The sequence below is a fragment of the Pseudomonas sp. TMB3-21 genome (assembly GCF_054898145.1).
On record NZ_CM142718.1, the window covers coordinates 4,572,476 to 4,587,111 of the forward strand.

11 protein-coding genes and 2 riboswitches are annotated in these 14,636 nt (G+C 61.3%); of the genes, 4 read left to right on the top strand and 7 right to left on the bottom strand.

All coding sequences use genetic code 11. The features are described 5' to 3' along the window. Positions 1-425 precede the first annotated feature (425 nt). The 4 genes from ACYZTS_RS20750 to cobW all read right to left on the bottom strand — a co-directional run bounded on the left by ACYZTS_RS20750 (position 426) and on the right by cobW (position 7,173). On the bottom strand, positions 426-1,007 hold the full coding sequence (locus tag ACYZTS_RS20750) for a vWA domain-containing protein (RefSeq protein ID WP_461991741.1): 582 nt from the start codon (positions 1,005-1,007) through the stop codon (positions 426-428). An 83-nt stretch (positions 1,008-1,090) separates the two neighbouring features. Continuing rightward, complete coding sequence (locus ACYZTS_RS20755) at positions 1,091-2,089, bottom strand: ATP-binding protein (protein WP_461991743.1); 999 nt, start codon at positions 2,087-2,089, stop codon at positions 1,091-1,093. Positions 2,090-2,241: 152 nt separating this feature from the next. Next, the gene (gene cobN / locus ACYZTS_RS20760; protein ID WP_461991745.1) at positions 2,242-6,108 is read right to left on the bottom strand and encodes a cobaltochelatase subunit CobN; all 3,867 of its coding nucleotides are present in this window, start codon (positions 6,106-6,108) and stop codon (positions 2,242-2,244) included. A 3-nt stretch (positions 6,109-6,111) separates the two neighbouring features. After that, positions 6,112-7,173 carry a cobalamin biosynthesis protein CobW gene (cobW, locus tag ACYZTS_RS20765; RefSeq protein ID WP_461991747.1) on the bottom strand — a complete coding sequence of 354 codons (1,062 nt, stop codon included), beginning with the start codon at positions 7,171-7,173 and terminating at the stop codon, positions 6,112-6,114. A 98-nt stretch (positions 7,174-7,271) separates the two neighbouring features. Continuing rightward, a riboswitch (cobalamin riboswitch) is annotated at positions 7,272-7,485 on the bottom strand. Between the two features lie 306 nt (positions 7,486-7,791). Next, a riboswitch (cobalamin riboswitch) is annotated at positions 7,792-8,018 on the top strand. A 118-nt stretch (positions 8,019-8,136) separates the two neighbouring features. Between cobW and ACYZTS_RS20770 the strand changes: the two genes are divergently transcribed. The 4 genes from ACYZTS_RS20770 (at position 8,137) to cobM (ending at position 10,286) form a co-directional block, all read left to right on the top strand. Then, positions 8,137-8,331, top strand: a complete 195-nt coding sequence (locus ACYZTS_RS20770; protein WP_028621374.1) for a CbtB domain-containing protein — start codon at positions 8,137-8,139, stop codon at positions 8,329-8,331. An 11-nt stretch (positions 8,332-8,342) separates the two neighbouring features. Then, on the top strand, positions 8,343-9,047 hold the full coding sequence (locus ACYZTS_RS20775; protein ID WP_028621373.1) for a CbtA family protein: 705 nt from the start codon (positions 8,343-8,345) through the stop codon (positions 9,045-9,047). Next, complete coding sequence (locus ACYZTS_RS20780; protein WP_028621372.1) at positions 9,044-9,457, top strand: cobalamin biosynthesis protein; 414 nt, start codon at positions 9,044-9,046, stop codon at positions 9,455-9,457. Before ACYZTS_RS20775 ends, ACYZTS_RS20780 begins: the two co-directional genes overlap by 4 nt. Positions 9,458-9,539: 82 nt before the next feature. Continuing rightward, the gene (gene cobM, locus ACYZTS_RS20785) at positions 9,540-10,286 is read left to right on the top strand and encodes a precorrin-4 C(11)-methyltransferase (protein WP_461991749.1); all 747 of its coding nucleotides are present in this window, start codon (positions 9,540-9,542) and stop codon (positions 10,284-10,286) included. 114 nt (positions 10,287-10,400) lie between these two features. Here cobM and nfuA read toward each other — a convergent pair whose 3' ends face one another. The 3 genes from nfuA to ACYZTS_RS20800 form a co-directional block, all read right to left on the bottom strand. Then, positions 10,401-10,985 (bottom strand): Fe-S biogenesis protein NfuA, encoded by a 585-nt coding sequence (gene nfuA, locus ACYZTS_RS20790; protein ID WP_028621370.1) that lies wholly within the window; start codon positions 10,983-10,985, stop codon positions 10,401-10,403. A gap of 57 nt (positions 10,986-11,042) precedes the next feature. After that, positions 11,043-12,077 (bottom strand): acyltransferase family protein, encoded by a 1,035-nt coding sequence (locus ACYZTS_RS20795; protein WP_028621369.1) that lies wholly within the window; start codon positions 12,075-12,077, stop codon positions 11,043-11,045. 172 nt (positions 12,078-12,249) lie between these two features. Further along, complete coding sequence (locus ACYZTS_RS20800; protein WP_461991751.1) at positions 12,250-14,544, bottom strand: fatty acid cis/trans isomerase; 2,295 nt, start codon at positions 14,542-14,544, stop codon at positions 12,250-12,252. Positions 14,545-14,636: the final 92 nt, after the last annotated feature.

Consider the following 14,636-nt stretch of genomic DNA (forward strand, 5'->3'; position numbering starts at 1 on the left):
CTCTTGCCCCTGACGTCCGGTGGCTCGCCTAGGCTCGCCATGCCTTCGCTCCGGTCCTGCTCCGTGGGCCCGGCGCGATCGGCCATCCTTGGCCGTGCGCGCCTAACCCGGCATCCATGCCGGGTTGCCCACTGCGCAGAACCTGCGCTCAGCCTTCCGACGGTGCGCTAAACGCCACAGCCGCCGAGGCGGCCTGATAGCCGGCCTGGCTCGTGGGTTTGTCCGCATTCCAAATTGATGATTGTTCCCTCGCTCCGCGTTCCGGAGTGAGCGCTGGACTGCAGCCATGCACAATCGTGACGCAGAGCGTCGCCGGATGCATTACCACGCGGAGCGTGGGAACGATCAGTGAGCGGGCCGAGAGTAACCCGTGGTGAGCTTTGCGCTCTGTGCTGAAGTGGGCTTGCTCAAGACCGGCGCGGCGTTCAGCCCGACGTGAGCTGATCGATATGGCAATAATCTGCGCCCAGCCCCACCGCCAACTGCCGCGCCCGCCCCAACCTGATCGGCCCGCGTTCGATATCAACCAGCAGCCCCGGACAGTCCAGCGTCGGCAACCCCGTCCATTCTTTTACCCGGCCATCTGTAACCAACAACAAACGCTGCTGCTCCGCCGGTAAACGCTTGCGGCGCACGCTCAGCCATTGCTGCGCCTGATCCAGCGCCGCGAGCAACGGGGTGCCTCCGCCGGCTCCCAAATCATCCAGCCACTGGCGTAATCCCGCCGAGGCTTTCAGCCCTTGCACCTGCCATGTGGGCGTGTGGCCGCTGGCTGTCAGCAGCGCCAGCCGAGCGGGCTGGCGATAGGCATCGTCGAACAATTGCGCGAGCACACCCTTGGCGTCGCTTAACGCGTGATGCCGGCGGGTCGACGCCGAGGCATCGACAATAACCAGCCACAGTTCATGCGGCGAACGCGTGCGCATTTCGAACTGCACATCAGCGCGCTGACGCGGGCGGCCGTTGAGCAAGGTTGCGGGCCAATTGATCGAGCCACTGCGTGCCATGTGACGCTGGCCCTGTTTGCCTTGGTCGAGGTGTCCGGCGCGGGGTCTGGCATTCGCCCCCGCTTCTGAACGAGGGCGAATGCCTAGGGCTTTTTTGGCCAGCTCGGGACTTCACGGCGGGCGCCGGTGGGCAATGCCTGAGCGGGCAGCTCACCCCACTGGCCCTGGCCTTCTTGCGGATTCGAGGGTGGCGCAGAAGGTGTCTGACCTTGTTGCGGCGCGGGCGGCGACTGTTCGCGCCGACGATGGCGCAAGGCGAATTCAGCGACGGCGTCGATGTCTTCTTCAGCAATCGCCTGCGCTCCCCGCCAGGCAGCGTGAGCACGGGCGGCGCGCAGCCAGACCAGATCGGCGCGCAGGCCATCGACACCTGCCGCGAAACAGCGCTCGGTAATCCGCGCCAGTGCGGCGTCGTCCAGCGGGATGCTTGCCAGCGCCGTGCGTGCACGTTGGCAGCGCTCGCGCAGCGCTTGCTGTTCGCCTTCCCACTCCGCGCAGAAATGCTGCGGGTCGCTGTCGAAATCCAGTCGACGGCGGATAATCCGGCTGCGCTCGGCCGGTGCCGTGTGGCCGCCGAGTGCGACGTTGAGGCCGAAGCGGTCGAGCAACTGCGGACGCAATTCGCCCTCTTCCGGGTTCATGGTGCCAATCAGTACGAACTTCGCCGAATGGCGATGGGAGATGCCGTCGCGCTCGATGACGTTGGTGCCGCTGGCAGCGACGTCGAGCAGCAGATCGACGAGGTGATCCGGCAGCAGATTGACTTCATCCACGTAGAGCACGCCGCCATCGGCCTTGGCCAGAACACCGGGAGAAAATTGCGCGCGGCCTTCGCTAAGGGCCGCGTCGAGGTCAAGGGTGCCGACCAGCCGCTCTTCGGTCGCGCCTAGGGGCAAGGTGACGAATTGGCCGCTGGCGAGCAAGTCCGCGAGGCCTCGGGCCAAGGTCGATTTGGCCATGCCACGTGGGCCTTCGATCAGTACACCGCCGATTTTTGGATCGATGGCGGTGAGGCAAAGGGCGAGCTTCAGGTCGTCAGCGCCGACCACGGCAGAGAGCGGGAAATGCGGGTTGTCAGTCATCTTTGATTCTCAGTCATGGTCGGTGATCTCAAAGGCACTTTGGACCCTGTAGGAGCGAGCCTGCTCGCGATAGCGGTGGATCAGCCACCCTTTATATTGACTGATCCAGCGCTATCGCGAGCAGGCTAGCTCCTACAGGGATCTGTGTCGTGTCAGCTGTCTTCTTCAATATCCAAAAGCAAATTCTCCAGCGCTTGCTGGTATTCGCCCGGCTCTTTCCACATCCCGCGTTGCTGCGCTTCCAGCATCCGTTCGGTCATATCCCGCAAGGCGTGGGGATTATGTTCACGCACGAATTCGCGGGTTGCCGAATCCAGCAGGTAGGCATCCGCGAGCAACGCGTACTGGTGATCGTCAATCAACTGCGTGGTGGCGTCGAAGGCGAACAGATTGTCGACGGTGGCCGCCAGTTCAAACGCGCCTTTATAGCCGTGACGTTTCACCCCGTCGATCCACTTCGGATTGGCCGCGCGTGAGCGAATCACCCGGTTCAGCTCTTCTTTCAGGGTGCGGATTTTCGGCAGATCCGGCTGGCTGTGATCACCGTGGTAACTGGCGGCCGCTTCACCGCTGAGGCTTTCCACCGCAGCGAGCATGCCGCCCTGAAACTGGTAATAGTCGTTCGAATCGAGCAAGTCATGCTCGCGGTTGTCCTGATTGTGCAGCACCGCTTGTACCTGGCTCAGGCGCTGGGCGAACTGTTCGCGGGCGGCGGTGCCTTCGTCCGCACCGCCATAGGCGTAGCCACCCCAGTTCAGGTACACCTCGGCGAGGTCCTCGCGGCTCTGCCACAAACGACCGTCGATAGCGCCCTGCACACCGGCACCGTAAGCGCCGGGTTTGGCCCCGAAAATTCGCCAACCCGCCTGTCGTCTCGCAGCCTCCTCATCCAGCCCCGACTGCAGCAACGCTTCGCGCTCGGCGCGGACTTTGGCGGCCAACGGATTGAGGTCGTCAGGTTCATCCAGCCCGGCCACGGCTTGGACGGCCGCATCGAACAGCCGAATCAGATTGGCAAAAGCATCGCGGAAGAATCCCGAGACGCGCAACGTCACGTCAACCCGTGGCCGGTCAAGCAGGCTCAACGGCAGAATTTCAAAATCGTCGACCCGCTGACTGCCCGTCGCCCACACCGGCCGCACGCCCATCAGCGCCATGGCTTGGGCGATGTCGTCACCGCCGGTGCGCATGGTCGCTGTGCCCCACACCGACAAACCGAGCTGACGCAGGTGATCACCGTGATCCTGCAGGTGCCGCTCCAGAATCAGGTTCGCCGACTGGAAACCGATCCGCCACGCCGTGGTGGTCGGCAGGTTGCGCACGTCCACCGTGTAAAAATTGCGCCCGGTCGGCAGTACGTCCAGGCGCCCGCGACTCGGTGCCCCGCTCGGCCCGGCCGGGACGAAACGGCCGCTGAGGGCGTCGAGCAGGCCGCTCATTTCGGCGGGGCCACAGGCATCAAGGCGAGGTGCGACGACTTCGCGGAGGTGGTCGAGGATGGCTCCTACCTCCACCCACCTCGGTCCCTGTAGGAGTGAGCCTGCTCGCGATAGCGGTGGGTCAGTCATAACCCTATTGGCTGTCACACCGCTATCGCGAGCAGGTTCACTCCTACAGAGGTCGGGGTTGGCTTCAGGCTGAATCAGCGTTTGCGCGATGAGTTGAGCGGCGAACAACTCCAGCCTTTCGCGGGTATCGCCGGCGGTGCGCCAGGGCTCTTCGGTGACGGTTAGCAATTCCACCGGGCGCGGCCCAGGCCACGGCTCGGCCAACGCACACTCCAGCGGATCGAATCCCAACTCAAACGCCTTGGCCAGCGCACGCAATAAACTCGACTGCGCGCCGCGCCCATCACCACGGGGTATGCGCAGCAACGCCAGCAACGTATCAATGCGCAGACGCCCGCTCGGTGACTCGCCGAAAATGTGCAAGCCATCGCGGATTTGCGACTCTTTCAAATCGCACAGATAGGTATCCAGACGCGGCAGCCAGATCGCCGCATCGGCATCACTGTCCAGCTTCTCGTCCAGTTGCAATTCGCGATCGATGTGCGTGTCGCGCACCAGTTGCAGAATGTCGCGCTGCAACTCGCGGGCACGGCGCGGATCGAGCAGTTGCGCCTCGTAATATTCGTCTGCCAACAGTTCGAGGTTGCGCAGTGGCCCATAGGTTTCTGCGCGAGTCAGCGGCGGCATCAGGTGGTCGATGATGACTGCTTGCGTGCGCCGCTTGGCCTGCGCGCCCTCGCCCGGATCGTTGACGATAAAGGGATAAATGTTCGGCATCGGCCCGAGCAACGCATCCGGCCAGCAGTGCTCCGAGAGCCCGACACCCTTGCCCGGCAGCCATTCGAGGTTGCCATGCTTGCCGACATGGATTACCGCGTGGGCACCGTAGGTGTTTCGCAGCCAGAAATAGAACGCCAGATAACCATGTGGTGGCACCAGATCAGGGTCGTGATACACCGCACTCGGGTCGACCTGATAACCGCGCGCTGGCTGGATCCCGACGAAGGTCAGGCCAAAGCGCAGCCCGGCGATCATCATCCGTCCGCCACGGTACATCGGATCGCTGTCCGGCGGCCCCCAGCGTTCCAGCACGGCTTGGCGATTGGCCTGCGGCAACGCGTCGAACATCTGCAGGTAGTCATCAAGCGGAAGGCTTTGATGACAAGGACGCTGGTCGAGGGTGTCGAGGTCATTGCTGACGCCGCCGAGCAATTGCTGGATCAACGCGGTGCCACTGTCCGGCAGTTCGGCCGGCAGCGGGTAACCTTGCTGATGCAACGCCCGCAGGATATTCAGTGCTGCGGCCGGGGTGTCGAGACCGACGCCATTGCCGATGCGTCCGTCGCGGGTCGGGTAGTTGGCGAGGATCAGGGCGATGCGTTTTTCCGTGTTGGGTACACGCGCCAGATCAACCCAGCGCCGCGCCAGTTCAGCGACAAAATCCATGCGTTCGGGCTGGGCTCGATAGCACACGACGTCCGACTGACTGCGCTCGCTGCGCCACGCCAGATCCTTGAAACTGATCGGGCGGCTGATGATTCGCCCGTCCAGTTCCGGCAGCGCAATGTGCATCGCCAGGTCACGGGGGCCAAGGCCCTGCTCGCTGGCGCGCCAGCCGGGCTCGTTGTCCTGCGCACAAATCGCCTGAATAACCGGAATATTGCGGCGAAAGGGTCGCAAATGCGGCGCTTCAGGGCTGGACTGGGCGAAACCGGTGGTGTTGAGAATGACACTGGCGCCAACCTCATCAAGCCAGTCCTCGACCACCGTCAGGCAGCCGGGTTCTTTCAGACTGGCCACGGCAATCGGCAACGGATTGAAGCCGGCCGCTTGCAGGCGCTGGCAAAAGACATCGATGAACGCAGTGTTCGCGGCCTGCAAGTGCGAGCGATAAAACAGCACCGCCGCCACGGCTTGACCGGGCTGCCATTCGCCTTGCCAGTCACTCAGGTTCGCAGGGCTTTTGCGCGGATGGTAGATCGCGGTGCGTGGCAGGGTTTGTGGCTCGGCCCAGGCGTAATCGCGACCGAGCCAACCGCTCGCCAGGCAATGAAAGAAGTTCAGCGCATTGTTCATTCCGCCCTGACGCAGAAACTGCCAGAGGCGATCGCGATCTTCCGCATTCACGGTGCTGAGGTCGCTAAGCTCCGGGTCCGGGCGATCATCACCCGGCACCAGAATCAGCTGCACGCCGCGCGCGGCCAGCTCGACCAGGCGCTCGACGCCGTAACGCCAATAGCCGATGCCGCCGTGCAGGGAAATCAGAATGACCTTGGCGTGGCGCAATACATCGTCGACGTACAAATCCACCGACGCATGATTTTGCACCTGCATCGGATTGGCCAAGCGAACGCTCGGGTAATCATCGGGCAATTGCTGCGCCGCTTCCGCGAGCAACGCGAGGCTGGAATCGCCGCTGCACAAGATCACCAGCTCGGCGGGCGTCTGGCCGAGGTCGGCAATATTGTCATCCGAAACAAAGCCGCCGGGCTGGGTCCTGAGCAGGTGCATGGCTTAAGCGCTGAGCGCGGCGCGCAGTTGCGCTTCAAGCAACGCGGCGTCGAGCTCCTGACCGATCAGCACCAGGCGCGTGGTGCGCGCTTCATCGGCTCCCCACTGACGGTCGAAATGCTTGTCGAACCGCGTACCCACGCCCTGAATCAGCAGGCGCATCGGTTTGTTCGGGATCGCCGCGAACCCTTTCACGCGCAGAATGCCGTGCTTGACCACCAGTTGCGTCAGCGCATCCAGCAGCAGGCTTTCGTCGGCTTGCGGCAGTTCGATGGAGATGGAGTCGAAGGCATCGTGGTCGTGATCGTCTTCACCTTCATGGTGATGATCGTGATGGCTGTGGCGGCTGTCGATGTGTTCTTCGGAACCGGCGCCGAGGCCGATCAGTACGTCCAGTGGCACGCGGCCGCTGCTGGCTTCGATGACCTTGACGGCGGGCGGCAGTTCTTCGGCGACTTCCAGGCGCACGCGGGCAAGGTCTTCGGGGCTGATCAGATCGGACTTGTTGAGGATCACCAGGTCGGCACTCGCCAGTTGATCGGCGAACAACTCATGCAGCGGCGATTCGTGGTCCAGATTCGGGTCGAGTTTGCGCTGGGCATCCACCTGATCCGGGAACGCCGCGAAAGTGCCGGCGGCAACGGCCGGGCTGTCGACCACGGTGATCACCGCGTCAACCGTGCAGGCGCTGCGGATTTCCGGCCACTGGAAGGCTTGCACCAAGGGTTTCGGCAGGGCCAGGCCCGAGGTTTCGATGAGGATGTGATCAAGGTCGCCGCGACGGGCAACCAGCTCACGCATCACCGGGAAAAATTCTTCCTGAACGGTGCAGCACAGGCAGCCGTTGGCCAGTTCATAGACGCGGCCGTTGGCTTCCTCTTCAGTGCAGCCGATCGAACATTGCTTGAGGATTTCGCCGTCGATGCCCAGCTCGCCAAACTCGTTGACGATCACCGCGATACGACGCCCCTGAGCATTGTCGAGCATGTGCCGCAGCAAGGTGGTTTTGCCCGAGCCGAGGAAACCGGTAACGATGGTGACGGGAAGTTTGGCCAGTGTTTTCATCGGATGCCCTATCGCAAGGTGGCGGGCATACGGGACGACAATCGCTGCGACAGACGCGCGCGGAAGAGTTCGCCACCGGATCACCCCGCCCGGTTGTAGTGAGAATCTGTGTCGAGGCAGGTCTCCTGGCTGACGGTGTGCCGGCCGTTGGGCCTGGCATTCGCTGCGCCTTCCCGCGGATCCGTAGGACAGGATCTGCAGTGGCGTGGCAGCAAACAGCACCGTTCACAGTTGCGGGGGCAGCCGCGGCATTGACCGCGTTCCCTTCTTAGCTTCGGCAAGTGCCGAAGAACCTCGAAGGCGCAAGGCTACGCATCGCGTGGGAGCGGGTCAATGTCCGGGAGTCGTCGCCGACGATTGTGGTCAGGGGACTTGCTTTTATTGAAGGGCTTGCCTGTGATGAGGATTTTCCTGTGGCGAGGGGGCTTGCCCCCGTTCGGCGGCGAAGCCGTCGTCAGACCTGCTCGCGCGGTATTTCTGGAAGAATGATGGGGTCGCTTCGCAACCCAACGGGGGCAAGCCCCCTCGCCACAGGCAAATCTCCTTACCACAGGCAAGCCCCCTCGGCACAAAGATGAGAACCCATGCTAATTGACGCCAAACCCCCGCCCATGCTCTCCTACACGCTTTGTTACGGGTGCCCTTCACAGGGTGAAACGGGAAACCGGTGAATCATGTGCTTTACTCAAGGCCATGTCAGTCCGGTGCTGCCCCCGCAACGGTAAGCGAGCGAAGCGTCAGATCCACTGTGTCGGGTTATCGACATGGGAAGGTGGTGCTTGCAGGTTTCGGCTGACGCCAAACCCCTCGTGAGCCCGGAGACCGGCCCGCAACACACAGTGATCGTTTCGTTCGCTGAATGACAAACCCGCGGTGGGCGGGCGCTGTTCGAACCTCTGCGTGCCTGATCCGCAGGGATTTCATGCGCTCTATTCACCCGCTGACAGACCAGAGGGAAGCGCCATGTCGACCATCAGCAGCACCGGCAGCACTGCCGATAAAAGCACCACCACAACCCTGACCCAACGCCTGACTGCTGCCGTATGTGCATCGATCCTTGGTGTGTCCCTGGTGTATTTCGCCGGTTTCTCGCACATTGAAGCGGTCCACAACGCCGCGCACGATACCCGTCACAGCGCTGCCTTCCCGTGCCATTGAGACCTGCCGACATGATCAAGCGTATCGCGCAAACCGCAGGTTTCTCCGGGCTGCTGGCCGCCCTGTTGCTGACACTGCTACAAAGCTTCTGGGTTTCGCCGCTGATTACCCAGGCCGAGACCTACGAAAAATCCGAACCGGCTGCCGTTGAACTTCACGAGCACGCTGCCGGTGCGGCCGCACACAGCCACGATGGCGAAGCATGGGAACCGCAAGATGGCTGGCAGCGCGTGCTGGCCACCACCGGTGGCAACCTCGTAGTGGCCGTCGGTTTCGCCTTGATGCTCGCCGGTCTTTACACCCTGCGCGCGCCGACCAAAACCGCTCAGGGCCTGCTCTGGGGTCTGGCCGGTTACGCGACCTTCGTGCTGGCGCCGACACTGGGCCTGCCACCTGAGTTGCCGGGCACGGCCGCCGCCGATCTGGCCCAGCGCCAGGTCTGGTGGATCTGCACGGCCGCTTCCACCGCAGTCGGCATCGCCTTGATCGTGTTCAGCCGTCATTGGTTGATGAAGGTTCTGGGCGTGGCAATCCTCGCCGTCCCGCACGTGATCGGCGCACCGCAGCCGGAAGTACATTCGATGCTCGCCCCGCAAGCGCTGGAATCACAGTTCAAAATCGCTTCGCAGTTGACCAACATCGCCTTCTGGCTGGCCCTGGGCCTGATCAGTGCATGGTTGTTCCGCCGTAAAAGCGCTGGTCAATACGACGCATGACAGATGCCAGCGCAGCGCCGACATTAGTGATCGGCCTGGGCTGCCAGCGCGGCTGCCCGGCCAGCACGTTGCGGGCCCTGCTCGATCAGGCCCTGCAAGCGCATCAGATCGGGCTTCATCAGATCAAGGCCCTGGCCAGTATCGATTTGAAGCGTGAGGAAGCGGGCCTGACAGAACTGGCTGAACAGCTGGCGTTGCCCTTGACGTATTTCAGCAGCGAACAACTGGCCGGTTATCAGCTGCAACTCAGCCACCGCTCAGACATCGCGTTCGAGCGCACCGGCTGTTATGGCGTAGCGGAAAGCGCAGCGCTGGCGCTGGCCGAGCAGTTGAACCAGGCGCCGGCGAAATTGCTGATATGTCGGCAGAAATACGCCCAAGCCACACTCGCTTTGGCCTCCACAGCGTAGTAACCCCGATTACTTCCATCTTTGATCATGAGCAAACTTCATCTGAAGCGTTGCCCAGCCTTCTTTCTGACAGGAACCGACGATGACCGTCTACTTCATTGGCGCAGGTCCCGGCGATCCGGAATTGATCACGGTCAAGGGCCAACGGCTGATCCGCAGTTGCCCGGTGATCATCTACGCCGGCTCGCTGGTCCCGGCCGCTGTCCTCGAAGGCCATCAGGCGGAACACGTGATAAACAGCGCCGAGTTGCATCTAGAACAGATCATCGAACTGATCAAGAGCGCGCATGCCAAGGGTCAGAATGTGGCGCGCGTGCATTCCGGCGACCCAAGCCTGTACGGCGCCATCGGCGAGCAGATTCGCTACCTGCGCGAGCACGACATCCCGTTTGAAATCATTCCCGGCGTGACCGCGACAGCAGCGTGCGCGGCGCTGTTGGGGGCTGAACTGACGCTGCCGAACGTCTCGCAAAGCGTGATTCTGACGCGGTATGCCGACAAGACCGCGATGCCCGCCGGTGAAGAACTGGGCAATCTTGCGCAGCATGGCGCGACCATGGCGATCCATCTGGGGGTCAATCACCTTGATAAAATTTTGCTGGAATTGCTGCCGCATTACGGCGCTGACTGCCCTATCGCAGTGATCCACCGGGCGACGTGGCCGGATCAGGATTGGGTGGTGGGCACGCTGGCGGATATTGCCGAGAAAGTTGCAGCCAAGGGATTTCGCCGCACAGCGTTGATTCTGGTAGGCCGGGTATTGGGCAGTGATCAGTTCAGCGAGTCCTCGCTGTACCGTGCCGGGCATGCGCATCTATATCGCCCCTGAGCGCTTGCCACTCGTTCCCACGCGTGGGAACGATCAAGCACTGCGCAGTGACACGATCACCCATAAAAAAACGGCACTCACGGGTGCCGTTTTTTTGTTTCTGCAGCGAACACCTTAGTAGTAGGCGTTTTCTTTCTGCGTATGGTCTGTCACGTCACGCACACCCTTCAATTCGGGAATGCGCTCGAGCAAGGTCCGCTCGATGCCTTCGCGAAGGGTCACGTCGGCCTGACCGCAGCCCTGGCAACCGCCGCCGAACTTCAATACGGCGATGCCGTCGTCAACCACGTCGATCAAGCTGACCTGACCGCCATGGCTCGCCAGCCCCGGGTTGATCTCGGTCTGCAGATAATAGTTGATACGCTCGTTGACCGGGCTGTCGGCGTTGACCATCGGCACTTTGGCATTCGGCGCCTTGATGGTCAGTTGGCCGCCCATGCGGTCAGTGGCGTAGTCGACGACCGCGTCGTCCAGGAAAGCTTCGCTGAACGAATCGATGTAAGCAGTAAAGCTTTTCAGCCCCAGTGCGGTGTCTTCAGGTTTTTCTTCGCCTGGCTTGCAGTAGGCAATGCAGGTTTCTGCGTACTGGGTGCCAGGCTGGGTAATGAAAACGCGGATGCCGATGCCCGGGGTATTCTGCTTGGAGAGCAGATCAGCCAGGTAATCGTGGGCGGCGTCAGTAATAGTAATAGCGGTCATGGAAACTCCTCGCAGGCTTGGGCGCAGTTTACGCCAATCATCGCGCCGGACAAAGTCCTAGTATTTTTGTCGGGAAAGAGCCAGCTCGCTATCCCTGGAGGATTCGTCGTCGATTCTGGCTTTAAGCCACCGATAGCTGCTCTTTTCCACCCAGATATAGCTTGCCCACGACCCCAGACCAATCGTCGCGACGCACACGGCGAACATCACGTAAGGATTCACACCGTAACGCTGTGCGATGAATCCACCGGCGGACAGCACCAGCACGTGCATCAGGTACACCGAGTAGGAACAATCACCCAGCAGCTTGAACAATCGACTGTGCTCGAAAAAACGTTCGAGCGACATACAGGCCATCACCAGCACCGCGCTCGGCATTCCCCACGTGACGAATCGTGGCTGTGGCGGCAGGTGGTAAATCGCCAGCAGTGCGCCAGCCACGCCCAGCAGGGGCAGCCATAAACCGGGTTTGATCCAGCCGCGCCGGTAAATCATGCCGATAGCGATGCCCAGCAGGAATTCGTAAACGATGTCCGAGCGATAGAACTGGCTGATCCAGCCGTAGCCGGTCCACGCCTGGCAAACGGCAAACAGCAAAGCCGCCACAATCAGCAGCCGCAGCTGCAGGCGGAACAGCAATGCCCAGGCAAACAGCACGTAGAAAAGGATTTCGTAGTTGAGGGTCCAGCCGACATTGAGTGTCGGATAAATCCCGTAGCCGCCTGGGTTTGCGGTAGGAATGAACAACAGCGACTGCAGGAAATGCGACCAGTCAATCGTCTGATCCGGCACCATCGGTTGCGCGAAAACTACCAGCAAAGCCATCAGCGCCGTGTACAACCAATACGCCGGCACGATGCGAAACAAGCGGTACAGCAGAAAACGTCCGGGCGGCAGTGACTTTCCTTCGGTAGAGAGAAAAATCACTAAACCGCTGATGACGAAGAAGATGTCCACGCCCACCGCGCCCTTGTCGATAAACAGCTGACCAATCGGGCCGCGAGCCTTAAAATCGAAAAAAATCTGCATGAAATGGTGGCAAACCACCGTCCAGGCTGCGAGCGCGCGCAATGCCTGTACTGAAATCAACATGTCGTGTTCCCGTCCACAATACCCAAGCAACCCCATTTTGTAGGAGCCGGCTTGCTGGCGATGTGTGTCAATCAACGCCGCGTGGCTGACCCACCATCGCCAGCAAGCCGGCTCCTACAGAAGATCGGGGTATCCATGAGAGTGGGACACCGGCTCACCGTCAAAAGTCGATTCAAAGATTCTCGTAGCGATTCATGTCCAGCACGCCCTCTTCCACCGGATCGGTTTCGTGCAGGTAACGGCTCAGGTCGTGGAAGTAAAACCAAAACTGCGGATGACTACGACGAACGCCCCAACGGTCGACAATTTTCTCGAAGCGACTCGCATCCTTGGCGTTCTCCATCGCGTCGACGAACGCCGGCACTTGCTCGGCGGGAATATTGAACATGAAGTTCGGATAGCTGGTGAGCACACCGGGGTAAATCGTCACGGTGTCCAGCCCCGGCTGGTAGCGCAACGACTCACCCAGCAGGAACGCCACATTGCTGTGGGCCCGATTGCGCAACAGGCTGTACACCTCGCGCTTGCCGCTTTGCGTTTCGATGCGCAACAGCGTTGCTTCCGGCAAATGATCAATCACCTTCAGGCCCGCCGCCGGGCGCGAGGTCAGGCGACTCAGCGCCTGCTCGGCACTCTGCAGCGGCGGATCGATAGCGGGCCGCGAGCAATAGGCGCCGCTGCAGCGGTTGATCGGGTCAGGCTTAGCGTTGAGATCGCCGTATCGATTGAGCAACTGCGCGGCGAAATCGCGCTTCGGGTCTTTTTCGTCGAGCTTTAAACCGGTCGGCTTATCGTCGTCGATCGCTTCATAGTCCAGCCACATCTTCACCCTGCCGCCGTTCTGGTACCACTCGTCCAGATAATCCTCACGTGAGTCAGCGGGCATTAGCCGCAGGAAGTTCTGCTCGGCGCCGTTGCGGATCAGGTCGAAGTACAAACGCGTCTGCGCCTGATGGGAGACATTACCGAACACATCGAAGTTGACCGCCAGCTGATAATAATTGCGCTCAAGCAATGGATAGTCGAACAGCCACAGGGTTGTCGGTACATCGCCGATCAGGCCTTTGGTTACCGAAGCGCTGTCGTAATGGCGGAAGATCGACAGCAGCGCGTTGTCGTTACCGGCCCACAATGTCGACCAGCTCGGTGCCGGCAGATCGGCGTAACTGTCGCGGCGCAACGCTTCGTACTCATTCCGTTTGTCGCGGTAGTCGTGCCACAGACTGAGGACGCTGCCGACGTCATCGTTCTGCCCCGGCATCGCCAGTAAAGGCGTGGCCTGACCGCGATAATTTGGATCGGTGATGTACAGGTCATGTTCCGGCGCCTGGAACAGCGCCCAGAAATGATCGCGGATCACATCGGTAGCGATTTCGCCACGACACACCGGCCCGCGAATGAACGTGCGCACGAAATACTCGGCGTTATCGAGCATAAACTGGTAACGCGCGCCGGCCGGGATCGCTTCGAAGGTGCTGAACGGATTGGCCCGGGTTTGCGGTCCGTAACCGGGCAATGCGTTGACCTGCCAGTTGCCGCTGTAAAAAAGACTTTTGACCCGCGCCATCTTCGCCGCACTCAGCGGATAGGTGATGTGAGTTTTCTGCACGATCACGCCTTGCACCGGCCACAAGCGGTAGTAGATCTTCGTTCCCGGATCGTCATTCGGGCGGCGTGTGCTAATCAGATCGATCGGCTGGCCGGTCGGCGTGCGTGATCGCACCCATTGAAAATAATGCCCGGGCTCACCGTCCTGAAAATAGTGATGGGCGAGAAACCAGTGCTCGAACAACCAGCGACCGACCAGACTCTGCCGAGCGCCCGGGGCATTCAGCAGGTTCTCCCACTGCAGCACTTGCAACGCCTCACGGGCGGACGGCACCAGGCCCTGCTCATCGATCGGCGCGCCGGACGCCAGCCAGCGTTGCAGCGTCTGGTATTGCTGATCGGTTAAACCCGTAACGGCCAGCGGCATGCCTTCGCGCGGATGTGCACCGGCGTAACCGTCAAATTCGCCCGGCATGGCGCACACGTTGTTGCGGTTCAAACCCAGCATCATGCCTTCCGGGAGTTTGGCATTGGGTTGCAGCGGCGTTTTGTGGCCCAGCTCCAGCATGCGCGCCATCAAGGCAGCCTGACTGCCCTGAGCATCAAGCACCGAATAAAAGCCCTTTTGCTGCCACGCACGTTTGCCGAAGGCGTCGTAAAACAAGCGGCTCGGGTCTGCGGCGCTGCGGCGTTCGCCGTCGTACACAGGGGTTTTCGTGGCACCGCGCGCCGCCCCTTCTCCGCTGCCCAGATTCAGCTGGCAAGCAGAGTCGTAACAGGCGTGGCAGGCGACGCACTTTTCCGTGAAGATCGGCTGGATGTCACGGCTGTAGGAAATGACGGGGGACGTGGCCGGATCCTGCGCTACGGCGCTCCAGCTAATAAACAGCAATAAAATGCTGATGAAGCGCGATGCCATATCCCTGGTCCTGGTGAGGTAAAAACCCGGCAATTCTACCGACCCGGCGCACCTGCCAACATGAGCGATATTCATGCAAAAACCTGACATGC

Coding starts and splice junctions, on each gene's coding strand:
- ACYZTS_RS20770 (WP_028621374.1), top strand. CDS start 8,137: ATGTCGACCATCAGCAGCACCGGCAGCACTGCCGATAAAAGCACCACC.
- ACYZTS_RS20750 (WP_461991741.1), bottom strand. CDS start 1,007: ATGGCACGCAGTGGCTCGATCAATTGGCCCGCAACCTTGCTCAACGGC.
- ACYZTS_RS20800 (WP_461991751.1), bottom strand. CDS start 14,544: ATGGCATCGCGCTTCATCAGCATTTTATTGCTGTTTATTAGCTGGAGC.
- cobN (WP_461991745.1), bottom strand. CDS start 6,108: ATGCACCTGCTCAGGACCCAGCCCGGCGGCTTTGTTTCGGATGACAAT.
- ACYZTS_RS20780 (WP_028621372.1), top strand. CDS start 9,044: ATGACAGATGCCAGCGCAGCGCCGACATTAGTGATCGGCCTGGGCTGC.
- cobM (WP_461991749.1), top strand. CDS start 9,540: ATGACCGTCTACTTCATTGGCGCAGGTCCCGGCGATCCGGAATTGATC.
- nfuA (WP_028621370.1), bottom strand. CDS start 10,985: ATGACCGCTATTACTATTACTGACGCCGCCCACGATTACCTGGCTGAT.
- cobW (WP_461991747.1), bottom strand. CDS start 7,173: ATGAAAACACTGGCCAAACTTCCCGTCACCATCGTTACCGGTTTCCTC.
- ACYZTS_RS20775 (WP_028621373.1), top strand. CDS start 8,343: ATGATCAAGCGTATCGCGCAAACCGCAGGTTTCTCCGGGCTGCTGGCC.
- ACYZTS_RS20755 (WP_461991743.1), bottom strand. CDS start 2,089: ATGACTGACAACCCGCATTTCCCGCTCTCTGCCGTGGTCGGCGCTGAC.
- ACYZTS_RS20795 (WP_028621369.1), bottom strand. CDS start 12,077: ATGTTGATTTCAGTACAGGCATTGCGCGCGCTCGCAGCCTGGACGGTG.